A 25,683-nucleotide genomic window follows, 5' to 3' on the forward strand; every position below is an offset into this window, starting at 1 on the left:
CTCTATTTAAAAAATGAGAACATCCTACTTCGTAGCGAGCCAGGGCCAAATAAGAGGTTGATGAAAAGCGTTCATCCATGAACTTCATCGACATTCGAACATCCATGTACATCAAAACCCGTTGCAGCAATGCGACGGGTTTTTTGCTATGTGTGATTTAAAAACCTCGCGAGGTAAACTCGCTCCCACCACAATATCAGCACAGTGCAACATGCTAAGAGGCGGTTTACCCGCCGAGGGGTTGCAATGAAATTCCGAAAAACCTCGCGAGGTAAACTCGCTCCTACCACCGAATACACAGCATTGTGGGAGTGCACGCATCCATGCGTTCATTTCCTGAGTTGCTAAATTGCGTTTCTGAACTTGATTATGAAAAGACGACAGTTTTATTGCCGTTAATGAAAAGCTTATGCTCGCAGGCTAATTGTAACGCGTTACAAAATACTGTTTTTTCAATGTCTCTACCGATTTTTGCCATCTCCTCGGCATTTTGAGCATGACTAACTTGCGTGACATTTTGGGCAATAATAGGCCCTTCATCTAATTCATCATTAACAAAGTGAGCAGTAGCACCAATAATTTTCACGCCACGTTCAAATGCCTGATGGTAGGGTTTTGCACCGATAAAGGCGGGCAAGAATGAGTGGTGGATATTAATAATTTTCCCGCCAAAGCGTGAGACAAATTCCGGTGTTAAGATCCGCATATACTTTGCCAAGCCAACAATATCAGGATCATATTGTTCGATTAAGTCGGCCATTGCACTGTCGTGTTCAGCTCTACTCAACCCTTCATGTGATACCAGATGAAAAGGAATACCAAAGCCTTTAACAAGGGGTTCCAACGTATCATAGTTTGCGATAACTGCTTGTACTTCAATATTGAATGCTTGTTCATATTGTTTAAGCAACACGCCGCCTAAGCAGTGCGCTTCCTTCGTCGCAAGCAGCACCACTTTTGTTCGTTCTTGTCCGTATAGGTTTAATTTGGCGCCAGTTGGTAATGACTGACGAAGTTGTGTCAGAAAGTTATCACTGGGTGTGCCTGTAATCTCTGTACGCATAAAGAAGCGCTGTCCTTCTTTATCTACAAATTCGTTATTACGCGTGATGTTTAGGTCGTGCTCATGGCAAAGGCTCGTGATCTTCGCGATCAGTCCTATGTCATCTTTGCACTCTGTCGTTAGTATGTAACTCATTTCCTCATTCCAATTCGTCCAAGCGAACTTTCAGAATACTGCTAATTGGCAGTGAGATAAATGCTTACCAACAAAAAACTTTGGCCAATTTTATTTGACCACGACAAATAAAATGTCACGTCTTAAAAAAAAGCACTAAGTGTTGAGAAAGTTCACTTCAAAATACGTGATCAACCTTTTTAAGGTTGGTATTACTGTGATGACTAATCGTGAATTCGTTTGCAACTTTTGTTGCTTTTACTACCTCAGGATATTAAATGAGAACTTTTACATTCCGCCTCTATATATTACTACTTTGTGGTTTTTTATCTGCATGTAATGACGCTAATCCAGAAAAAAACGAACAAAACACTAAAGCAAGTTATAAAGTGGTCACAACTTATACTGGGGCTGGGTCGATAGTTCCTGAGAGTCTAAATATAGAAGCGGGTTCCTCTGCCACCTTTGAGCTGCGGCCTGACGAAGGGTATTACCTTGCCGATGCTACGGGGTGTCACGGTCTTTTGGACAAGGAGAAGCTTAATTATCATGTCAATAATGTGAATGACAGTTGCAGTATTGACGTTTCATTCAAGCCTTTAAAGTTATCTATAAAAACAAATTTTCCAGAAGGTGCAAGTTTGACGCTGGATAAACCTGACTACTTTTACGGTGATAGTCTTTCTGCTCAACTGATATTGGATGCTAGTCATAAAGTAGAGAGTATAACTGGCTGTCAAGGTCAATTAGTCGGAGAGTATTATCAAGTAGCTAAACTTGTAGAAAGTTGCGAAATATCACTCAAAACCTTAACACCAAAACGAACGTTTACTGATGAAAAAAGCGGTCAGCAACTTCAAGTTAAGGTTCTAGATAATGCTGGAGTTATTGCTACAAGCAGCCAAGGAATTATCTCAAAAGATGAACCAAACTTGCCAGCGATGAGTAACGATATTGTACTGCCATTCCAGTTACTTGCGATAGATATTGCAACAACTCCGGGTGCAGATGTCTTAGTTGAACTAACTTACCCAAGTGCAGTTTCAGAGCAATCTCGTTACATTAAGAGCGATGGGGAAACGTGGTATTTTATGCCTACTGAATTCGCCCAGCTTGCTGCTGATAAGCGTAGTATTGTTTTACATCTCCAAGATGGTGGTTATGGTGATAGTGATGGAGTTGCCAATGGGATAATTAAAGATCCCGGGGGTATAGCAGAATTACAAAAAATAATAGTACAAGGCATTGCTTATGAAGGTGGTAGTATTTCACCTAACACACAAACTGTTAGCTATGGCGACTCAACGATTTTCACGCTTTCGCCTGATGAGGGCTTTGGGATAAGTGATGTTACAGGATGTAGTGGTACTCTGACGGGCAACACATACACTACCGGTATGGTTACTTCTGCTTGCCAAGTCAGCGCTAGCTTTAGTCCGCACACTTTCAATGTAGATGCTAGTGCAGGTGAGGGCGGTGGTATTTCACCCAGCACACAAACGGTAAGCTATGGTGATAGCGCCACTTTTACTCTTGTGGCAGATGAAGGCTATGAAATAAGTGGAGTAACAGGATGCAACGGCACGCTTACTGACAACACCTACACCACTGGCGTGATAACGTCTGCTTGCCAAATCAACGCTAGCTTTAGTCAACAAACTTTTACTGTGGATGCGAGTGCTGGTGAAGGCGGTGGTATTTCACCTAGTACACAAATTATTAATTATGGTGATACTGCCCGCTTTACTGTAACACCTGATGTTGGATTTAGCATCGCTGAAGTATCTGGGTGTAACGGAACACTTGTTGGCAACACTTACATCACTGGCACCATTACTTCTGCTTGCCAAGTCAGTGTAAGTTTTAACCAAAAATCCTTTACTGTGGATGCGAGTGCAGGTGAAGGCGGTACCATTTCACCTAGTACGCAAACGGTAGCTTATGGTGGCACTGTTAGCTTTACCCTCATTCCTAGTGAGGGCTTTGAAATTAGTGAAGCGAGTGGTTGCTCAGGAAGCCTTAATAATTACGTTTATTCTACGGGGGAAATTCGAGAGCCTTGCTTCGTCCAAGCTGAGTTTTCTCAGATAAAACCAGAGCTTTCAGTTGATGCTGGTGAAGATATATTGGGTGTGTCGGGTAATACTGTAAATTTAAGACCTTCCGTAGATACACAAAATAAAATTAAAGCTGTTAGGTGGCAACAAGTAAGTGGCCCCACATTAGCGATTGAAAACGTTAATAGTTTAGAGACATTGGTTGAGCTACCTTCTTTACCATTCTATGGATATGCTGAGTTAGAAATCACTGTTAGTGATGATTCGGGAAATGAAGCCAGAGATAGAGTAAAAGTTGAAATAACTCAAAATATTGAAGTCCCCATTCTGATTGATGATTTAACTGTTACAAACGTTGCTGTATTTCATACTGAAAACCCTGGTATTCGAATTAGCACAGGGGAATTCGATGAAAATTCAAAAGCAGCTTTCTTTGAAAAAATAAGAATAGAGAAAAATAAGCTTTATTACGTCACTGTATCTGGGAGTATCAACAACTCGGAAAGTCAAAACGCTGTGGAGTATGGTTTAGTTTTCAACCACGATATACTCGATAATGGTATGGCTATCTCGCTTCTCTCTGACATTATCTACCAAGCGGTCGCTCAAGATATTAGAAATAACAACCTAAATGAGCAACTATCACACTTTGCAAATATTCTAATCAATGATCTAAATAGCGATGGTACTATATCTTATCGTGATATCTCCTACTTTCATAAAGGTTTAGAAAGCACTTTCATGGGGAAAAGTAAGTACCTTTTAAGTGATTATAAAAGTAAAGCCAACTACCTTGAAAAGCTTAATTTCGTTTTTAAGCAGCTTGAAAGTAAACTAGTTATTAGTAATGATAGCTATTTCAATATAGGCGATAAAATATATCCAAATTTAACAGAAAAGCCCCTTGGCACCAGTGTCAGAATTTCTTTAAACAACTCAGATTTTGTGAATGCTAATGAAGGCCTACAGCTACAACAAAGCGGCATTAATAAAGTATCAATATCATTGTCTACAGAGAACGGGGTTTTCTATAAAACTGATAGACAGCTAACCGTCCTTGAGCAAGAAGCTGTAGAAGTAGCAACTATCGTTGCTGATCAGGACAATACGGTGCACCTTGTTGATAATACCAACACCAGCTCAGAAGTTTATTTCCCCGTCGGCTCATCTGGAGGAGACCTTACGATATCAGCAAAGCTAAGCTCTGCAGAAAGCACTCATGGTATTAATGGAGTACTAAAGAGCGATATATTAACTTTAGAGCCCTCCGGTACGACCTTCGATGTACCTGTCACAATAAAACTAGCGTATCACGGTGATATTGATCCTGAAAGCATCATAGCTACACGAATATCACAAGGTAATGTTATTGAAAGCATAAAACCAATATATGTAGACACTTCTTCTAAACATGCATATTTTCAGACCACACACTTTACCGACTTCATACTTGAAAAAGACATTTTTGGAAAAAGTGAATCTGAAGAGGTAATCCATAACCTTGAGTTAATGGTAAAGGGGGCATGTGATAATAAAAATTATAGCGGCCTTACAGAAGAAGATTGTGAAAGGCTTTACGACTTCAACGATGACGAATGGGTAGAAATTTTAAACTTAAATGGAAGAAGTAATAAAGAGTCAGAAATTACAATCTTTGATATCTTCTCATCGTGGTATTTAGGTAAATCAATTTATAAAAATCTAACCGACATAAAAGATGACAACACAGACGCATATTACATAAATTTGGCTGAGTCATTTCATAAGTTTAAAGATAAGGAGATTTACACCAATAGTTTAGCCAACCAGTATAACAAACTTGCTGAAGCTGGGTTTTCATTCGCGGACTTTAGAAGTGACGCTCAGTTAGTTTTAGAGGCCGCTGAGTTTGGTTTCAATTTTTTCGATGCCAGTACGCTACGAAATATTACCAGAGCAACTGGACTAATAAATAGCGCTATTGGTATATTACCTACGGACTTTGTGTCTTGGTATCTAGAAGCCGTAATCACCACCCCGATAAAGGAAATGAAGAAGGTGAGTGACAAAATATTAGGGATTCAAATAGAAGCTTATGCGTCACTAAGAGATAAAGGAGTCTTCGACTTTGAGGAGTTTATCAGTGCAGTACAAATGTCTTTTAATGGTGATGCATTTTATAATGATTATGTAATACAACATGGTTTTCTTACTTCTAGCAGCTATATTCCTGCTGGTTCACTTACTGAGCCAGAGGAAATTAGGGCTTTTTGGGTCAACCTTGATCTGTTCTTACAACGATATGAACTATATAAATTAGCAGTTTCTGATCAGGAGCCAACTGGCAACCTAAAAGAAATCTTCAGTGACTCACAAATTTTAGCTGAAGATGGAAGAATGCTAGATATCATCTTAAGCGCTGATAAACACATACGAAAAGTTAACGATGAATCTGTAAACATTGCTGATTTTAAGGTCTTCAATACATCTCATGAGTTTGGGCTTTTCACTAAGAAAACAGAAATCAAAGTTTCAAATAGTGAGATTAAAGAATTAGATTCCATAAAGTTTTCGCTGTTATTAGACGAAGTTTCGAGCATTGAAGCTGATGAGTTAATTGTCAATATAGAAACTGAATCCAGAGATAAAGTACTACTTGCTTGTGTCAGCTCAGAAAATTCAACAATTGCATGTAGTGGCGAGCATAACGTCTCTCCTGAGTTTCAAGTCTATGATTATAAACTGTCGATCGAGACGGAGAATAATAAACTGGAAGATGAAAAGTTTAAGGTAAGCTTTATTCAAAACCAGTCAAATATTTCTCCTTTTGTAGCAATAATCAGCCCAGTTAGTAACAAGCTTACTTCTGGAGAAAATGTTTCTTTGCCAGCACACTACAATGACCCTGATGGTTATATTCTGAGTCGGCGTTGGTATGTGAAGATGGGGGAGCAATATTTACCATTTAGCGTATCTGATAGTATTGCAACCTTCACTATTCCAGAAACCGATGAAGAGAAAATACTTACAGTCTATCTAGAAGTAAAAGACAACGAAGGTGCCAGAACAAGTGATCAGATTTATTTCAGAGTTTATCCAAAACAGCAGGGGAATATATCCAAATTTAGTTCTTCATGGTTGAATGGAAAAACCTTGTACAATGTTTATTTTTCAGGAAATGACAAATCGTTTCAGCTCACAGAGATTACCTTTAGTGATAGAGAGGCTCGTGCGGTTGTAAATGGAAGAAACATCACCCTTGAGTACACAATCGTTGACGGTTTCATCAGAATTGATGATGGCTCCGATGTTGATTACATAGGTATCTATCGCTCAGAGCCAGACAAGTTGTTGTTGTGCTGGGGAAGAGATGCATTCAATAATTGCTCTGGTGAGGCAGAAGAATACTTCTTTTATGACAGAGAGTTAGCAAGAAAATATATACAAGCGGCGCCAGGCAGGCATAAATATTCTGTTTTTGCCGGCAATAATAGGCTTGCCAATCATAATGAGTGGCTTACCCCGCTAGAGCACGGATACAAAAAAATTGGTGATACCGACTCAGCATCAGCCAGAAGGTTTTATGGTTCTTACAGATATTACGTCATTATGGTCGAAGACAATGAGTATGCTCACATTGATGCAGTTAAGGATCACAATGGAAACTTGTATCAAACTTACATAACAAGCAACGTATTGAACCACCAAAACCTAGCAAATGGCGTTGATGGCAACTATGCAGAACTGGGTTACTACGGTAAGTCTTATATGGTCATTGAAGTCAATGAACACACACGCTACATCAAGGTCTACCCTCATTAGCCAATGGCTTAAACGAACTGCGTATAACTAGTAAGCCAGGCTCAATTATTAAAGATTGAGTCTGGCTTTAATACCAATAGCGTTAATTAATTGACCAATTTTGAACTGAGAAAAGTAAGTTAAGCACCGCTATCGCTAAGGCTCTGCCAGAAATTACCATTATTCTGCAAAACTAGAGCAAAAGTAACACTGGACTTGCTATTTTGCACTCAGAAATAGGCTTGTTAATGTAGCAGTTTTGCAAGCTATGAAGTTCTTCTATCCGTCTGACTCCTCGGTGATTATAGGTTTGTTGTTTAGCCTTAGATAAATCTGTGTGTTTTTTATGCGGAATATTTTTCCAAAAATTAAGTAATGCCTCGCTACTATCATGCGAAACCGTTACATCAATTTTAGATGATGCTATTTTCGCTTGCTCAATATCTCCTCTAATTAACGCACTAAGCACCTTTACCTTATTTATATCATTCGAAAAACGAGTCTGTTCAGCTGAACTTCGTATAAACTCTTCAGCAGCTATAAAGCTTTCTTCAAGTTGTTTATACTCTTTTTTTGACAACTGTATAGTTAACTTGTGCATGATTGCGTCCCAAGTCGTTTTATTTCCCTTAGGATATATCTGCGAAAATACATCTACTGATTTCGAGTTATATTTTTTTGCTTGTTCCAGCTCCCCAATATTTGCATGAACAAAACCTAACCAGAAATACCTATGACCAGTTCGGCTATGAAGCTCTCCCGATGATAATAAATCAATTTTTAAAGCGGAGTTTAGCGTATCGATAGCTTGCTCGTGTCTTTTTAAATAAAATTGAGCAATGGCGAGATTACCTAAAATACTAGCTACATTGGGGTTGTTTTTACCTAGCACCTTTTTGGCGGTTGTAGCTGCTTTCAATAAATAGTGCTCTGATTGCTCAAAGTCTCCTCGTAGGCGTGAGGCTATCCCGATGTCATTCCATAAAAATGCCAGTTGTTCATGGTCCTCACCATAACTTTCTAAAAAAATGGACTCGCTAGACTTGTAATACTCGATCGCGAGTTCGAAATGATCCTGCATTTCTTCTATAAAGCCGATGTTTCTGTATGCATTACCGGTGGAAGGGTGCTGCTCACCGAGTACCTTTTTGGTAATGTTAAGGTGCTTTTTATATATCTTACTGGCCTTTTCAAGCTCACCTAAGCTACTTAGAATGTTGCCATGAGTATTGTAAACATCAAGTAGGCCAATATGGTCAGCAGGGTAGGTGGCTTCTGCCAGTTTAGAAGCTTTTTGTATTTCTTGCAGTGCTTCTTGAAACATGCTCTGCTCATCGTAAGCTATGGCTTTTTTTACTGATGCTTGAATGAGCTGTCTTTGTTGGTTTGCGGTGCTTGGAACTAGGTTTGCAAGTTTATCTAGCGTTTCAACGGCTTCTTTATTGTTGCCTCGCTTTAATTGAATCGCACTTCTAATGATGATTTTTTCTATCCACTCTTCACTACCATGCCTTAGAGTGAGTTTGCTTAATAGCTCATCAGCTTGGTCATAAGCACCTTGATAGAACATGGTTTCTGCCAAGGGTATATTGAGCTTGTTGCTATCTATATCTGACTCTAACAGCATTCGTGCCCTTTCATAATCTCCGAGTGATAATAGTGCGCGAGCGATAATTTCTTTAATTTCTATTCTGGCGTCGTTCTGCTTAGGTAATTGAGTGTCTAAATTAGCGCTACCAGAATATAGAAGCTGTGCATAATCAGGCTTTTCTCCGTTGTAATATCTCGGATCTGCGGCATAAAAGACATCTTTTAAGTAGTTAACAATTGCCGACTTTTGCTGATACTGTTCATTTAAGTGTTGGTTTTTAGCAATCAGTGCTGCAGTCATTGTGATGATTGCAAGTACTGCTACAGATAAAAGTGAGGTAAGAAATGGCTGACGGTAGAATCGTTTTTGCAACCTATAAAGAATTGTATTTTTCTTTGTTGTAGCTGATAAAGGCTTTTTTTCATAAACTGCATGAAGATCGGCCTGCAATAAGGCGATTGAACTATATCTTACTGATAAGGCCGCTGAAGTTGCTCTGTCTAATACTGCAAGTAAATCAGCATTAACTTTAGCCCTATTAGTTTCCGAATTTAATCGTTTTTTTAAGATCTTGCCCAAGCTATACACATCACTTTGTGTGGTTAATGGCTCTCCAGCAAGCTGCTCTGGGCTGGCGTAGTCTCTACTTAGCCCATTGATATATGCTGAATAGGTTGCGTTACTTTGCTCGCTTAGCGTATGAGCTACGCCAAAGTCCACCAGTTTTGGCTCACCCAGCTTATCCACCAAGATATTATCGGGCTTTAAATCACCATGAATAATTCGATTTTGGTGAGAGTAACTTACTGCATCACATACTTTAATCAGTAGCTTCAGCATTTCATCATTAGTCGCAGTTGCACAAAACTGCTGTAAGGGGTCGCCTTCTATGTATTCCATGATTAGGTAAATTAGGCCACTTTCTGTTGTGCCAACGTCGTACACTTTAGCAATATTGGGGTGGTTTAAGCGGGCCAAATATTGCGCTTCTTTAAACGCGAGTTCTTTTGAGGTTAACAAAGTGATTGATGGCGCAATAATTTTAATGGCGACCTGTTGTTCTAGTTGGCCGTCGCAGCGCTCAGCAAGATACACCACCCCCATACCGCCCGAGCCCAGTAGCGTTTTGAGTTTAAAGTGTTGGATCTGTTCACCGGTGAGTGAAAGCAAATCTTTATCTGCATCTAAAGTATCTACTTGAGCCGCAATGATATTGCTAAACAAAGTTTGCTGCACATTTTGTTCATGTGCTGAGATTAATGCCGTTACTTCATCTCTCAGTTGTGGCGACAATTCGGGTATGCTATTTAAACCCGCGGTCAGGTTTTGAGAATAATTGTCAAGTAAGTGATCAAATACGCTGAGCGCATCATTAAAAGTCATAGGGCTTCCTTTATTATTTTACGCATTTACCCTGATAAAGGCTTTTGCGGCTTTGAGCTCTCTATAAACAGTCGCTGTTGAAATATTAAGTTGCTGAGCCAATTGTTCAGGCTCAAGGCCCAAAAAATAATGCTGTGAAAAAATATCTGCTTTTGTTGGGTGTTGTTTCGCAAGCAGTGAAAGGGCACTATCTAGTGCTAGATATTGGTCAGGAGGTGCCTCTGTAGCTTCTTCAATCCAATAAGTTGGTGGTGTTCTCTTTTGTGCTTTTAATTTGCGAATTTCATCTCGTAGCATATTACGTACAAAAAGGCTTAGGTAGCGATTAAAGTGTGTCTTATGCTCAATGCCATAGCTTGGAGGGATCAATTCCATTAAGGATTGGTGCAAGAGGCAGGTAGTATTAGGCAAATGGCTTAGAATGAATGTCGCGTCCATTTGTTTCTTGTGTGCTTCAAGGTGTAAACTACACACGGTTTTTAAGTGGTTATAAACTAAGGCTTTAAGCTTTTTCTCACTTTCTTTGCAGCCTCTTTGCCAATCGGCCAGCAGTGCAATGATATCCATGCGCATTCCCTATCTTGTTATTACTTCATTATCCTAGCAACAAATAGGTATCAAATGTAATTAATTTCTAGCTGGCAGAAAAAATCTCACAGGTTTTTCGTTAAGACGATTTTTGTCAGACAGTTCAACAGTGAAGCTATCACTTAGGTGTAACTGCATCGCAATGAAAGCACGTAAAGAACCGTGTTGCGTTACTTTAAAGGACCGAGGAGGGATATCCAATAGATTTACGTTGAGTTGTATTGCTTTGAGTTTGCTATTGGCGGGTTGTGGCTCTGATGATTCATCTTCAGACATTCCAAATAATGATAATTCAGGGGATAAGACCACTGGTAGAAGAGATTTCGGATGTGACTGTTGATGAGTTGTTTATTGCACAGCACAAGAGCCAGTTTAGTTTAGTGATGACTGTGAAGGGAGAGATTTTTATACAGCCGAATAAGTTAGCGACGTCGTAGAAGCTGAAAATCAATTACTGGCACTGGCATCACACTAGTTCTTGCTTAGCTTTACAATAATGGTAAAGCTTTGATATCCGCGACTCAAGCCTAAGTTTACTTAGGCTTTTTTGATCACCGTCCATGATTGAGCAGAGCTTTGAGTTTTGCTGGCTTTACTGGCTTAGACAGGTAATGGATCTGCTCACTTTTAGCGGCGATTTTTACTTCTTCATCCCTCACGGCGGTAATTAAAATAGCAGGAATCGTATTCTGCCAAACGGTGCGTAGCGATTTGATCAAAGAGATCCCATCACAGTTATCGTTAAGTTGGTAATCCATTAAAATAACATCAGGTGCGGGATTGTGTTTTGCGTAAGCAAGCGCGTCTTCTACTTTGTAAAACAGCTGATAGTGGCAATGCCATTTATCTAGCAGGCTCGCCATGGCTTCTAGGTTTTTCGGGTCGTCATCAACCGCGATGACATTAAGTTGAGTTTTGCTTTGCGGTTTCTGACTAATATCTTCTTTTACTTGGAGTAAATCCACATTGCCATAGGGTATGTCTATGGCAAAGCGGCTGCCTTGATTGACAACCGAGTTCACTGAAATTGTGATGGATAAGAGATCGCATAGACGTTTTACAACACCAAGCCCAAGCCCAATACCTTTATTATCGCCCGCTTGAATACGATAAAAATCGTTAAATATCTTATTTTGCTCATGGTTTGAAATACCTGGACCGGTATCCCATACTTCAAGCCTCAAACTATGTTTACGGCGTCGACAGGCGATAAGCACTTTGCCACTGTCGGTATATTTAACGGCATTGGAAACCAGATTTTGAATGATTCGGCGTAGGTAAGTGGTGTCGCTGTGTACAATGCTGTGGGAGCTTCTTACCTTAAGTTCGAGACCTTTCTCTTTTGAAATGATGGCATACTCATTTGCCAGTGGTAATAAGATATCGTCAATGTTGAAGTGCCTAGGAGTGGGCTTCATTGCACCTTGCTCAAGTTTTGCAATATCCAAAAGCGCGCTCATCAGGTGCACGGTGGAGTCTAGGCTATCGGTGAGTTTTTCAAAGTTACCCTGATCTTTACTTATTAGATTGTGGGTATCAATCGCTGCTAAGTACAGGCGTGCGGCATTGAGTGGCTGCAAAATATCATGACTGGCAAGCGCTAAGAAGCGAGTTTTACTCTCATTTGCTTGTTCTGCTTCTTTTTTAGCGGCCATTAGTGCCTGCTCTGTTTCGTGACGATTGGCTATTTCCGCTTTAAGATCCATATTAATGGTGCGGATCTCTTGGGTTCTGGCTTCAATACGGTTCTCTAGATCCATATTGATTTCTTCCAGTGCGTTTTGCGTCGCAATATGCGTGGTGATATCTGAAAAACTCGTCACAAACCCGCCTTCAGGAAGCGGGTTTCCCGTCATCTCAAATACTTGGCCATTACGGCGGTGGCGAATAAAGTGGTGAGGAGTGCCATTTTTCAGATGTTGAACTCGTTTATCGACGTGTTTATCAATTTCTCCAGGTCCGCATTCACCGCGCTCGGCGTTAAAGCGGATCACTTCTTCTATCGGTTGTCCTACTTCTAAGAAACCATCAGGGTAGGCGAACATCTCGTGATAACGCCTGTTCCATGCAACTAGTTTTAGATCTTTATCAACAACCGAAATCCCATGGCTTAAATTTTCTAATGAGGTATAAAGTAGGTTTTGGTTGAACTGTAGTGCTTGTGTGGTTTCATCAAAAAAGTTAACCACCTCTTCAAATGCCATTTGGCGACCCGATGACACGGTACGGATCAGAGCTTGGGCTGATGAAGCACCGAGCACTCCCGTGAGTGCGCGCTCGCAGAATGAGATAAATTCAGGAGCTGGGTACGCGTCATTATCTTCTAAAATATTATTTTGAGCATAGTGCCCGAGTAATTGCTGACTGCGCTGAACCCCCAAGAAGGTTTGTAGTAGCACTTTAAAGTCATACACGGTAGCGCGAACTTGTTTATTCAAGCGTTTAGAGAGCGCAGCCTGATCTTTAGGGTTTACGAATGCCGCGGCCTGAATACGGTCGATTAGGCGCTCCTGTGCGCCGATAGAAAAGCTAATATAGCAACTAATGTTGGCGAGCAGTGCAAGTAAAGTTCCTCGGGTGATAAGGGTCTGGCGCATTTCGTAATCAAGTAATCCTCCAGCTTCCAGAATTGGAAACATAAGAAATAGCATCCAGCAGATAAAACCTGCGATGAGCCCCGCATATACGCCATACGCATGGCCTTTGCGCCAATAAAGTCCACCGACAATTGCAGGCAATAGCTGAGTCACCAATGAGAAGGCAACTAACCCCATATTTGCGAGTGCTTCACCATGACCAAACCATTGCTGGTACATATATGAAAGTAATAAGATTGCGGCGATAACAAAGCGTCGGACTAAGAGTATTTGACTCTTAAAACTGCTGTTAAGAATGTTCTTCTTAAATTTACGCTTGAACAACAGAGGCAATACCACATCGTTTGATAACATGGTACTAAGTGTGAGAGTCGCAACGACTATCATGGCCGTTGCCGCAGATAAACCGCCGATAAATACAAATGTAGCTAGGATCGGATGCTCCATCATGATAGGTAAAGCGAGTACGAAACTATCCGGTGCCGCACCATAGCCAATATCGGGGTGGATAGCGGCGGTAGCGATTGGGATGATCATGGCTGCTATCAATAACAAGTAAAGCGTAAATGCCCAACGTGCGGTTTTTAAGTGTGAAGTATTGTGGTTATCTACCACCACAACATGAAATTGTCGGGGCAAACAGACGATGGCAGCCGCTGCCATAAGCGTTTGTCCAACGAAGTTGAAGTTAAAGAAGTCAAAAGATTGCCAATGTTCGCTCAATGCTTCAAATGAGTCTGGAACTTGAGCTAAAGATTGCCATGCAAGCACGGCAACAATACCGAGTGCGAGTAACTTAACGATAGATTCAAAAGCAACGGCCAACATCAACCCTGAGCGATACTCAGTCACATCTACCTTTCTGGTGCCAAAGAAAATCGCAAATAATGCCATGATCAAGGTGCCAGCTAATGCGAGCGCAGTGCCAGACACTTGCTCATCCTGCTGTAATAACAAAAAGCTACTACTCAAGGCTTTGAGCTGGAGTGCAATATATGGAATGGTTGCCAATAGGGCTATCATCGTTACCATGACGGCCGTAGTTTGGCGTTTACCGTATCGTGCTGAAATGAAGTCGGCAATGGTAGTGATATTCTGCTTTTTACTGACCAATATGAGTTTGCGCAAAAACCCCTGACCGAACAAAAACAGTAAAATGGGCCCCAAAAGAATAGGGAAGTAATGCCAGCTACTGGTGGCCGCAGTACCTACCGAGCCGTAATAAGTCCAAGAGGTACAGTAAATCCCTAAGGAAAAGGCATAAACAAACGGATGATGACTAATTTTGAGTGCGCGGGGGGTGGTTTTATCTCCCCAGTTGGCGAGCCAAAAAAGTACACCAATATAAGCAGCGGCAACAAGGAGTAAAATGGCAGTCATAATGTTTGTTATAGTTTTTGGGTATTAATATTGTCATACTTTAGCAAACAAATGGCACCCATAGTCTAGTTTACTCTTATAATTTAATTTGAGCTTTACATGTGACTTAAAATCAAAGTGTTAGAGTTTTCTTTGGTGAGTAAAGAGGTTCATTCACCATTCAAGTTAGACTAATGTCTTACTGTCGTATCCACTCATTGAAAATACATCTTTATCCAACCTGTTTTGACTTATCTATTTGTTTATAAAGACTTTTTAATTCTAATGAATATCACGTATCTGTAGTTTACGTAAACGTTAATTTGCCGTTACGACTAAGGTCTCAATTTCAACTTACCAAGCCGTTGCTACTCTCATTAAGGTCTATTAACACAACTTGCTCCATGTTGGAGCGGGTGATAGGAGATTTAAAATGGCTTTTAAAAGTGAAGAACAAGCGAAAGCATATTGGTCAGAAAATCTCGCCTTGATGTTTAAGCTACTCGCTATTTGGTTTGTCGTTTCATTTGGATTCGGCATCCTGTTAGTTGATGTGCTCAACGAAGTTCGTTTTTTTGGATTTAAACTCGGATTTTGGTTTTCTCAGCAAGGCGCAATTTATACTTTTGTTGCGTTAATTTTTGTCTACGTTTCAAAAATGAATGCGTTAGATAAAAAATACGGCGTGGATGAGTGAGGAGCTAATCGATGGATGTTCAAATTTTAACTTTTATTATCGTCGGCCTTAGTTTTGCGCTCTATATCGGTATCGCTATCTGGGCGAGAGCTGGGTCCACGAATGAATTCTATGTTGCTGGCGGCGGTGTACCTCCTGTTGCAAACGGTATGGCAACTGCTGCAGATTGGATGAGTGCAGCGTCCTTTATTTCAATGGCGGGGATTATTTCCTTCGCTGGTTACGACGGCGGTGTTTACCTCATGGGGTGGACCGGCGGTTATGTATTACTTGCCCTGTGTTTAGCACCTTATTTGCGTAAATTTGGTAAGTTCACGGTACCAGATTTTATTGGTGATCGTTACTATTCTCAGGTTGCACGTGTGGTTGCGATCCTGTGTGCTATCTTCATTTGTTTTACCTATATTGCCGGTCAAATGCGTGGTGTTGGTGTGGTGTTCTCTCGTTTCCTCGAAGTGGATATTGAAACGGGTGTTTACATCGGTATGGTGATTGTATTCTTCTACGCGGTACTTGGCGGTATGAAGGGGATCACTTATACACAGGTCGCTCAATATTGTGTACTTGTCTTTGCTTACTTAGTTCCTGCTATTTTCATCTCACTGATGATGACGGGCCATTTACTACCACAAACCGGCTTTGGTGCAACGTTGGCTGATGGCTCGGGCACCTATCTACTCGACAAGCTAGATGGACTCAGTACCGAGCTCGGTTTTGCGCAGTACACTGAAGGCTCTAAGAGTATGGTTGATGTGTTTGCTATTACCGCTGCACTTATGGTTGGTACTGCTGGTCTGCCACATGTAATTGTTCGCTTTTTTACCGTTCCTAGAGTAAAAGACACTCGTATTTCAGCCGCTTGGACCTTAGTGTTTATCGCTATCGTATATACAACTGCACCCGCTGTTGCGTCGTTCGCTCGTGTAAACATGATCGATACTATCAACGGTAAAGATGGTAGTGGCACGGTATATGAAGAAGCACCACAGTGGGTGAAAAACTGGGAAAGGACGGGCCTTATCGTATTCAATGATAAGAATGGTGATGGCAAAATGCAGTACTCTGCAGGTAAGATTGACGATCCTGCCAGTGCAAACGAAGTGAAGATTGACCGCGATATTATGGTATTGGCGAATCCAGAAATTGCAAATTTGCCTGCGTGGGTGATTGCATTGGTCGCTGCAGGTGGTATTGCAGCAGCGCTATCGACAACCGCTGGTTTGCTACTGGTTATTTCAACATCGGTATCACATGACTTGTTGAAGCGTACCATTAAGCCGGATATCAACGATAAACAAGAATTGCTGGCTGCACGCTTAGCAGCGATGGTCGCTATCGCAATCTCGGCGTACTTTGGTATAAACCCGCCAGGATTTGTTGCCTCGGTGGTTGCATTTGCCTTCGGGTTGGCTGCGGCGAGTTTCTTCCCTGCAATTATCATGGGGATATTCTCTAAGCGAATGAATAAAGAAGGTGCGATTGCCGGCATGGTAACGGGTATAGGTTTCACTGCGGCTTATATTATTTACTTTAAGTTTGTTAGCCCTGAGCTAAATGCCCCTGCAAACTGGTTGTTTGGGATTTCTCCTGAAGGGATTGGTATTGTAGGTATGCTAGTGAACTTCGTTGTAGCTGCACTGGTTATGAAGGTGACTGCGGATACACCTGAAGAAGTCAAAGTGATGGTTGATGGGATCCGTAACCCTAAAGGGTCTAGCGCTGCTCACGCACACTAAGCAATGCTAATCGAATTTGCCCAGCCAGCGTGCTGGGCAAATTTGTTTTTGATAGTGCAAAATTGTAGACGATTAAAAGGACAGTTAGGTATGACGCCAGAAATTCAAGATGTCTTTCAGTTTGTTTATAAACAAGCCCCGTTTTCTGAATTGCCCGAAGCGGCTGCCAGCTACTTTTCAAAACATATCGAAATTGTTTATCTTAGCCAGACGAATCAACAAGATTGGCTTCAAGATGGCAAGCCAAATCTATATCTGCTGCGCTCAGGTGTGGTTGATCTGATCTCTGCAAAAGACGAAGTCATTGGTCGTATGAGTGAGGGAGATTACTTTGGTTATCCTTCTTTATTAACCGGTGATGCCATTCAAAATCGCATCGAAGTTCAAAAAGATGGCTTGGTTTATATTCTCAATGAGCAGAACTTTGATTTTTTGCGCCGAGAATATAAACCTTTTGAGCAATACTTTGTTAGAGCACATGCTAACCGACTACTTTCTTCTCGTTATAAACAGCAAAGCGAAACTTGGTCAGAGCGGAAAATATCTGAGCTAATGACTAAAGACGCGGTTACTATCGCGCCGACAGCGAGTATTCGTGACGCTGCCAAATTGATGAGCCAGCATCGTGTTTCATCAATTATGGTCACGGAGCAAGCGCGCTTGGTTGGCGTTGTGACGGATAGAGATCTGCGCAATCGAGTTCTAGCGCAAGACAAAGATCCCAGTGCTCCACTTGCTGAGATCATGACGGAAAAGCCAAAACATATTTTCGAAAACAACCGTGTGTTTTCGGCCCTGCATTTAATGCTTAAGCACAATATTCATCACTTGCCAGTGTTAAATGAAGCATATAAACCACTGGGCATGCTGACCAGCACCGATCTGCTGAGACAGCAAAAAAGTGATCCGGTGCAACTTATTGGCAGAATCTATAAAGCGCAAAATCTTCTGGCTATCAAAAACTGCGCTCAGGAGATCCCAGATCTGTTACGCCAATTTTCCTATCATATCGAAGATATTTCACTGATTGGCAAGCTATTAAGTGGCCTCACTGATGCGCTAACATCAAGATTAATCTATTTATATCAACAGCAGCACGGTGCTGCACCATGCCGTTTTGCGTGGATCTGTTTTGGCTCTCAGGCACGAGAAGAGCAGACCTTACATTCAGATCAAGACAATGGTTTATTGCTACCAGACAATATCAGCGAAAACGATCGTCGTTACTTTGCTGCTTTAGGCGCGTTTGTCTGTGAGCAACTCAACGAGTGCGGTATTCAATCTTGCCCAGGAAATATCATGGCTAGTAATGCAGATTGCCGTGGCACAGTTGCCCAGTGGACCGCCAAATTTAGCAAGTGGATCTTGTCTCCTACGCCAAAAGCGATGCTTAATTGCAAGATCTACTTTGATATGCGTTTTATTGATGGCGCCAGCGATCTCTATGCGACCCTGCGCCAATCTTTGGATCAGATCAGTCGAAACGAGCTGTTTTATGCGGCAATGGCGACAGACATCAACGCAAATTCGGTACCGATTGGGATCTTTCAACAATTTAAGCTGGAAAAAGACAAGAGCAAACATAAGTATTTAGATCTGAAAAAACGTGGGGTTGCCATTATCAACGATGTGGTTAGGTTGTATGCGCTCAAGGTAGGGGTTGCAAGAGCTAACACATTAGAGCGCCTGGAAGCACTGACTAAAAGCCCATTACTTGCCAAGTCGGATATCGACAATCTAAAAGACTGTTGGCGGTTTTTAACACAATTGCGGTTAAAGACCCAAATCAACCGTGAAGGATTACCAGGAAACTGTATTAACCCAGAAAACCTCTCCTCTCTTGAACGCCATCAACTCAAAGAAGCATTTTATTTAGTCAAACAAGCACAGCAGGCGAGTGCGTTTAAGTTTGCTCGAGGGAGTTTATAAGCAATGAACTGGTTTTCTCACTCAGTTGCTAAGTGGCGCTATAAACATCTGCCGTTTGCGCAAGCCGAGTTGGTGGTGCTTGACCTTGAGCTCACCGGGCTTGATCCTAAGCGCCATGAAATTGTGTCGGCTGGTTGGTTGCCGATTAAAAATATGCGGATCCAAGTGAAAGATGCACAGTATCATTTGAACAGTGAAGTGAGAACGCTTGCACAAAGTCCAGTTTTCCACGGTATTGATAGTAGCAGATTGGCTGAAGGTGAGTCCTTACAAACTCTGCTGCTAGCGCTTCAGCATGCGCTCCACGGTAAAGTGTTGGTATGTCATAACGTACAGATGGATTGGGCGTTTCTTAAGGCGGCATTTCAGCGCTTTGAGCTAAACGTAAGACCTGCCTTGCTGTTAGATACCATGCAGATAGATAAGCGTCGTGTGTTAAAGCAAGGCTATCCGCTGGCGCAAGATGCGTTAACACTAAACGCTTGTAGAATGCGTTATGGTTTACCTCCTCACCAATTGCATGATGCGCTTAGCGATGCTTTAGCGACAGCGGAGCTACTGTTGGCGCAATCTCAGGCCATCTGTGCCGGTGGTAAATGTAAAATTGCGGATTTAACTTGAGTTAAAAAATTGCCCTAGCCTCTTACACATTTCACTCAGGTCGATTACAATAGCGCCATCAAAACGAAGGGGAACTTTCGTACTTGCGACTTCATGGATTTTCAATTTAATGACAATCAAGCTTGCAATTAATGGCTTTGGTCGAATAGGGCGTAATATCGTAAGAGCACTCTATGAGTCGGGTCGTCACCACGAAATACAAATTGTAGCCATCAATGAGTTGGCGGATCCTAAAGGGATCGCGCATCTTCTAAAATACGATACCTCACATGGGCGTTTTGCTTTTCCAGTTTCGTTAACAGAATCTTTTTTGGAAGTAGCTGAGGATAAGATCCAGTTATTTTCAGAGCCAGATCCAAGTCACCTGCCTTGGCGTGCGCTGGATGTTGATGTGGTGCTCGATTGCACTGGCGTCTATCATTCTCGTCAGCACGCACTTGCGCATATTCAGGCTGGGGCAAAGAAAGTACTGTTTTCACACCCCGCGGATGCTGATGTTGATGCGACGGTGATCTTCGGTATCAACGAAGAGATATTGTTACCTGAGCACACCATTGTGTCTAACGGCTCATGTACAACAAACTGTATTGTTCCGGTAATTAAAGTGCTAGACGATAAGTTTGGTGTTGAGTCCGGTGCTATTACGACTATTCACGCCTCTATGCATGATCAACAAGTGATTGATGCTTATCACAGTGATTTGCGGCGTACGCGTGCGGCAAGCCAATCCATCATTCCTGTTGATACTAAGCTGGCTCGCGGTATTGAGCGTATTTTACCTAAGTTTCAAGGTCGTTTTGAGGCGATCGCGGTACGGGTGCCAACAATCAATGTTACGGCGATGGATCTGAGCGTTACGCTCAATGAAAATGTCACAATTGATGCGGTAAACTCGGTTCTAAAGCAGGCCGCTGGTGGTCGTTTAGAAGGGGTATTGAGCTACACTGAAGAGCCGCTAGTATCGGTTGATTTTAATCACGATCCACATTCTTGTATTATAGATGGTACGCAAACTCGAGTGAGTCACAAGCGCTTGGTTAAGCTGCTAGTTTGGTGTGATAACGAGTGGGGTTTTGCTAATCGTATGCTTGATACCGCTTGCGTGATGATGCGTGGCTAATCATTTGTTTCAGACGCTGTTATAATCAAATTGTCTGCACAAAATTAAAACAATAATTCAAACCGAGGTAGCAAACGATTGCTGCCTTGTAGATAACAAAATGTATCGTTCTTTAAGGAGATGTCCAATGTCAGTCATTAAGATGGCGGATTTAGATTTAAACGGCAAGCGTGTGTTGATCCGCGAAGACCTAAATGTGCCAATTAAAGATGGCAAAGTCGCGTCGGACGCGCGGATCCGTGCTGCACTACCTAGTATCAAATTAGCGCTAGAAAAAGGTGCTAAAGTGATGGTGATGTCTCACCTTGGTCGTCCAACCGAGGGAGAATATGATGCACAATACTCCATGCAGCCGGTTGTGGATTATCTTAATGATGCGTTATCTCAAGATGTACGTTTAGTGACTGACTATCTTGACGGCGTGGATGTACAAGACAATGAAGTTATCGTATTCGAAAACGTGCGTTTTAACGTTGGCGAGAAGAAAGACGATGAAGTACTTGCGAAAAAACTAGCAGCGCTTTGTGATGTCTACGTGATGGATGCCTTTGGTACTGCGCACCGCGCACAGGCTTCAACACATGGTGTTGGCTTGTACGCTGAGGTGGCTTGTGCAGGTCCATTGCTTGCGGCAGAACTCGACGCGCTTGGCAAAGCACTAGATAATCCAGCTCGTCCTTTGGTGGCTATCGTTGGCGGCTCTAAAGTATCAACCAAACTAACCGTGCTTGATTCATTGTCTAAGGTTGTTGACCAACTCGTTACTGGTGGTGGTATCGCGAATACTTTCATTGCTGCAGCGGGTAACCCTGTTGGTAAGTCTCTGTACGAAGCGGACTTGATCCCTGAAGCGAACAAGCTAGTGGCCGCTGCCAGAGCGAATGACGGTGATATTCCTGTTCCGACTGATGTGGTTGTCGGTAATGAGTTTTCAGAATCTGCAGTTGCTACCATTAAAGATGCGAGCGAAGTTTCAGACGAAGACATGATCTTCGACATCGGTCCTGATACTGCAACTCAACTTGCCGAGATCATTGCAAATGCTGGCACTGTGGTTTGGAATGGCCCAGTGGGTGTATTTGAATTTGATCAATTTGGTAATGGTACTGAAGCGATTGCCAATGCTATCGCTAAGTCGTCAGCATTCTCAATTGCTGGTGGTGGCGATACGTTAGCTGCTATCGATAAGTATGGTGTTGAGCAAGATATCTCTTATATTTCTACAGGTGGTGGTGCTTTCCTTGAATTTCTTGAGGGTAAAACGCTTCCTGCGGTCGCCATGCTTGAGCAGCGAGCTAGAGACTAAAATTGATTGAGGTAGCGTTAAGCTGCCTCTTAATATCAGGTAAACATCACTCTCTCACATACTTGATGTTTGCTTGACGACGCGTAGCGTCCGGTTAGCCAACAAATAAAGTGGTTAACTTCATCAGCGTTGGCTGGTGTAAACATATTATCCGTTCAAACCGATAGCGGTGGCTATCAACAATTGGAGAAAAGCAATATGGCTTTAATCAGTATGCGTCAACTTCTCGATCATGCAGCTGAGCATGGTTATGGCGTTCCGGCATTCAACGTGAATAACCAAGAGCAAATGCGTGCGATTATGGAAGCTGCGGACAAGACAAATAGTCCGGTTATCGTGCAAGGTTCTGCTGGTGCACGCAAATATGCTGGTGCACCATTTATCCGCCACATGATTTTAGCGGCTGTAGAAGAATGGCCTCATATTCCAGTTGTAATGCACCAAGATCATGGTACTTCACCTGCTGTATGCCAGCGCTCAATTCAACTTGGTTTCTCATCAGTCATGATGGACGGCTCTCTAATGGAAGACGGTAAAACGCCTTCAAGCTACGAGTATAATGTGGACGTTACTCGTCGTACTGTTGAAATGGCGCACGCTTGTGGCGTGTCTGTTGAGGGCGAGTTAGGTGTACTTGGTTCTCTTGAAACCGGTGAAGCTGGTGAAGAAGACGGTATTGGCGCTGAAGGTAAATTAACAGAAGATCAGCTACTCACAGATCCTGAAGAAGCTGCAGACTTCGTCAAGAAAACCAATGTAGATGCGCTTGCTATTGCATGCGGTACATCACACGGTGCTTATAAATTTACTCGTCCACCAACGGGCGATATCTTAGCAATTAACCGCATCAAAGAAATCCACGCTCGTATTCCTGACACTCACTTAGTAATGCATGGTTCGTCTTCAGTACCGCAGGATTGGTTAGCAATCATCAATGAGTTTGGTGGCGAAATCCCTGAGACTTACGGTGTACCGGTCGAGCAAATTGTTGAAGGTATTAAATTCGGTGTTCGTAAAGTTAATATTGATACTGATCTACGTTTAGCATCAACAGGTGCTATTCGTCGCCACCTTGCGCAAAACCCAAGCAATTTCGATCCTCGCAAATTCTTAGCGGAAGCGACGAAAGCGATGACTGAGATCTGTGTTGCGCGCTACGAAGCGTTTGGTACAGCTGGTCAAGCTGCTAAGATCAAGCCAATTTCACTTGATGATATGCACTTGAGATATCTAACTGGTGAGTTAGATCCTAAAGTGAAATAACTTACGGATCAAAATTTGACTAAGTAAAATTGTGCATCGCACGCTGATACTTCAAAAAGCCTCTGAAATAGAGGCTTTTTTGTATCTGATCCTTGATTGAAAGCCAATGTTTAATAGGGTTTGCAAAGTGAAAATACACTTGGACCGCCATTTTACTAGCGAGGTAAATAGGGATCAGATCTTTACTAACAAAGATCATTGTTTAACTAAGTAGATATATTTCAAAACCTCAGATCAATAAGTTAGCCTCGCTTAGATCATTTTTATACCAACGTGATCCAGTGTTAAGTAGTAAGAGGTTAGTAAGAAAATGATCTTGGGGACGATCTTGTTAGTAAAAATCTGATCCTGACTATGGATGATCCCTACCAGTTAATAAAATACTGATCCCGGAGTCAGTTTCTTGATCTCCAGCTAAAAGTGTCTAACTTTAACAATACGAGATCTGTTCGCTACCTCCTCTCTGTCTGGCCTCAGCATCTCAAACCTTGTTGTACTGCGCCCAAATACTATCCAAGGTGATCAAAGATGAAAATGAAATACCTACCATTTGTTGCTCTAAGCCTTTGCTCTATGAGTGTTTGTAGTTATGCAAACGAAGCTGTATCTCTATACGGTAGAGCTCATGTCGGGGTGCAAAACTCTGATAAAGACGGTGATAGCGATACTTCAATTGAGAGTTATAACTCTCGCATGGGGTTAAAGGGATCGACAAAGCTGCAGGATGGGCTTGAGGTCTTTTATAAATATGAATTCCAAGTTGAGATCACAGATCAAGACAAAGATGGTAAGTCAGGTGATAACCTTACAGCACGCTCTCAGTATCTTGGGGTTAAAGGGAGCTATGGTCAGCTCCTGATCGGCCGTGATGATACACCGATGAAAAAGTCGCAAGGCAAAGTGGACTTAATGAATGACTTTTCTGGTGATATTAATTCGTTCTTTGTTGGTGAAAATCGCCTTGGTGACACCGTGCAATATACAACTCCGGCTATTAATCATTTGCAGTTTACAGTGAGTTATATTGCCGAAGACAACAGCAAACAAAACGGTGAAGATGGCTTATCTTTGTCGGCAAGTTACGGTGATAGCAAACTCAAAAAAACCAATGTATATGTTGCTGTTGCCCACGACAATAAAGTTGCGGGACAAGACATTAATCGCGTGACGGTACAAGGAAAACTAGGGGACTTTAAACTCGGCGGTATGTATCAACAAAATGAAGCGATTGATAGTGATGAAGAAGTAGATAGCTTCATGGTGAGTGCTGCTTACCAGATTGAGTCATATACCTTACTGGCTCAATATCAAGATTCGGATGGGGCTGCAGGTAAGCTGAAAGACTCTGGCAATGCAGCCTCAGTAGGTGTGGAAAAAAGTCTAAGTAAACAAGCTCGTATGTATCTTTGGTATTCGAAATTTTCTTTGGATAACAACGAAGATCACAACACGATGGCGGTCACATTGAGATATGACTTTTAATTTACAAAGGCGTAAGGCTATTTACAAAAAGCATGCTGATTTTGCGGTGAATTGCAGCGTAGTTTTTGTAGTATGGTTTGGAGATCGTAGTCCATATTTCGAAAACACTATTTTGAGACCAATATTTTAGTATAAAATATATTTAAAATCATATTATTACAAATAAATAAGGTATTCCCTTTGTAGCCAAAAAAGAGATTTTTTTGGCTTGTTTTGCGTTTACACGTTACACTTTCATAAAAATGTCACAGTTAGTCATAATAATGACATCAACAACGTCGGTAACGAGAGAACATTGGGAATGTCACGTAAAGTACTTGTAGTTGATGATGAAGCACCTATCAGAGAAATGTTGGTGTTCGTACTAGAGCAAAATGGTTTTCAAGCAATTGAAGCGGAAGACTATGATTCAGCAGTTGCTGCTATGGTAGAACCTTATCCAGATATGGTGCTACTAGACTGGATGCTGCCAGGAGGCAGTGGTATTCAAATTGCTAAAAAGTTTAAGCAAAGTGAATATACCCGTCAGATCCCAATCATCATGCTAACGGCAAGAGGTGAAGAGGAAGACAAAGTTAAAGGATTAGAGGTTGGTGCGGATGATTATGTGACAAAGCCTTTCTCTCCTAAAGAGCTAATGGCTCGTATTAAAGCGGTAATGCGTCGAGTTTCACCGACGTCGCTAGAAGAAGCGATAGAAGTTCACGGATTACGTTTAGACCCTATTTCTCACCGAGTGACATCTGCGGGCACTGAGTTAGATATGGGGCCGACAGAGTTTCGTTTATTACATTTCTTCATGACACACCCTGAACGTGTTTATAGCCGTGAACAGCTGTTAGATCACGTATGGGGCACTAATGTGTACGTTGAAGATCGCACTGTAGACGTTCATATTCGTCGCTTACGTAAAGCTATCGCACCGCTTGGCCACGATCGCTTAGTGCAAACCGTACGTGGTGCAGGTTACCGCTTTTCGAGTAAACTGTAATTAGTA

The 25,683-nt window shown here is 41.9% G+C and carries 15 protein-coding genes; 10 read left to right on the top strand and 5 right to left on the bottom strand.

The features are described 5' to 3' along the window. Positions 1-367: 367 nt before the first annotated feature. Positions 368-1,198, bottom strand: coding sequence for a formyltetrahydrofolate deformylase (gene purU / locus ABMY45_RS22370; RefSeq protein WP_349289518.1), 831 nt, complete (start codon positions 1,196-1,198; stop codon positions 368-370). Positions 1,199-1,455: 257 nt separating this feature from the next. Here purU and ABMY45_RS22375 point away from each other — a divergent pair, with 257 nt between their 5' ends. Further along, positions 1,456-7,035 (top strand): choice-of-anchor U domain-containing protein, encoded by a 5,580-nt coding sequence (locus ABMY45_RS22375; RefSeq protein ID WP_349289519.1) that lies wholly within the window; start codon positions 1,456-1,458, stop codon positions 7,033-7,035. 172 nt (positions 7,036-7,207) lie between these two features. Here ABMY45_RS22375 and ABMY45_RS22380 read toward each other — a convergent pair whose 3' ends face one another. From ABMY45_RS22380 to ABMY45_RS22395, 4 genes are all read right to left on the bottom strand, one after another. Next, positions 7,208-9,988, bottom strand: coding sequence for a serine/threonine-protein kinase (locus tag ABMY45_RS22380; RefSeq protein WP_211867034.1), 2,781 nt, complete (start codon positions 9,986-9,988; stop codon positions 7,208-7,210). 18 nt (positions 9,989-10,006) lie between these two features. Then, the gene (locus tag ABMY45_RS22385; RefSeq protein ID WP_349289520.1) at positions 10,007-10,555 is read right to left on the bottom strand and encodes an ECF-type sigma factor; all 549 of its coding nucleotides are present in this window, start codon (positions 10,553-10,555) and stop codon (positions 10,007-10,009) included. A 60-nt stretch (positions 10,556-10,615) separates the two neighbouring features. Next, entirely contained in the window at positions 10,616-10,852 is a 237-nt protein-coding gene (locus ABMY45_RS22390; RefSeq protein ID WP_211867030.1) for a hypothetical protein, read from the bottom strand. 275 nt (positions 10,853-11,127) lie between these two features. Then, positions 11,128-14,553, bottom strand: a complete 3,426-nt coding sequence (locus ABMY45_RS22395; RefSeq protein ID WP_349289521.1) for a PAS-domain containing protein — start codon at positions 14,551-14,553, stop codon at positions 11,128-11,130. 412 nt (positions 14,554-14,965) lie between these two features. On the opposite strand from ABMY45_RS22395, the gene ABMY45_RS22400 reads away from it, so the two are divergent. The 9 genes from ABMY45_RS22400 to phoB all read left to right on the top strand — a co-directional run bounded on the left by ABMY45_RS22400 (position 14,966) and on the right by phoB (position 25,677). Further along, complete coding sequence (locus ABMY45_RS22400; RefSeq protein WP_010607553.1) at positions 14,966-15,229, top strand: DUF4212 domain-containing protein; 264 nt, start codon at positions 14,966-14,968, stop codon at positions 15,227-15,229. 11 nt (positions 15,230-15,240) lie between these two features. Next, positions 15,241-16,965, top strand: a complete 1,725-nt coding sequence (locus ABMY45_RS22405) for a sodium:solute symporter family protein (protein WP_017216580.1) — start codon at positions 15,241-15,243, stop codon at positions 16,963-16,965. Positions 16,966-17,055: 90 nt separating this feature from the next. Then, positions 17,056-18,894, top strand: a complete 1,839-nt coding sequence (locus tag ABMY45_RS22410; protein ID WP_102057515.1) for a DUF294 nucleotidyltransferase-like domain-containing protein — start codon at positions 17,056-17,058, stop codon at positions 18,892-18,894. A 3-nt stretch (positions 18,895-18,897) separates the two neighbouring features. Next, complete coding sequence (locus ABMY45_RS22415; RefSeq protein ID WP_102057514.1) at positions 18,898-19,515, top strand: 3'-5' exonuclease; 618 nt, start codon at positions 18,898-18,900, stop codon at positions 19,513-19,515. A 109-nt stretch (positions 19,516-19,624) separates the two neighbouring features. Then, a complete protein-coding gene (gene epd, locus ABMY45_RS22420) occupies positions 19,625-20,635 on the top strand; it encodes an erythrose-4-phosphate dehydrogenase (RefSeq protein WP_010607557.1) in 1,011 nt (336 codons plus the stop codon). A gap of 127 nt (positions 20,636-20,762) precedes the next feature. Then, positions 20,763-21,941, top strand: coding sequence for a phosphoglycerate kinase (locus ABMY45_RS22425; protein ID WP_010607558.1), 1,179 nt, complete (start codon positions 20,763-20,765; stop codon positions 21,939-21,941). A 198-nt stretch (positions 21,942-22,139) separates the two neighbouring features. Then, on the top strand, positions 22,140-23,204 hold the full coding sequence (gene fba, locus ABMY45_RS22430; RefSeq protein WP_010607559.1) for a class II fructose-bisphosphate aldolase: 1,065 nt from the start codon (positions 22,140-22,142) through the stop codon (positions 23,202-23,204). A gap of 528 nt (positions 23,205-23,732) precedes the next feature. Then, positions 23,733-24,686 carry a porin gene (locus tag ABMY45_RS22435; RefSeq protein WP_010607560.1) on the top strand — a complete coding sequence of 318 codons (954 nt, stop codon included), beginning with the start codon at positions 23,733-23,735 and terminating at the stop codon, positions 24,684-24,686. A 301-nt stretch (positions 24,687-24,987) separates the two neighbouring features. Further along, positions 24,988-25,677: a phosphate regulon transcriptional regulator PhoB gene (phoB, locus tag ABMY45_RS22440; RefSeq protein ID WP_010378755.1), complete on the top strand. Its 690-nt coding sequence runs from the start codon at positions 24,988-24,990 to the stop codon at positions 25,675-25,677. Positions 25,678-25,683 lie beyond the last annotated feature (6 nt).

It is taken from the genome of Pseudoalteromonas sp. XMcav11-Q (assembly GCF_040104525.1).
Classification (GTDB): domain Bacteria; phylum Pseudomonadota; class Gammaproteobacteria; order Enterobacterales; family Alteromonadaceae; genus Pseudoalteromonas.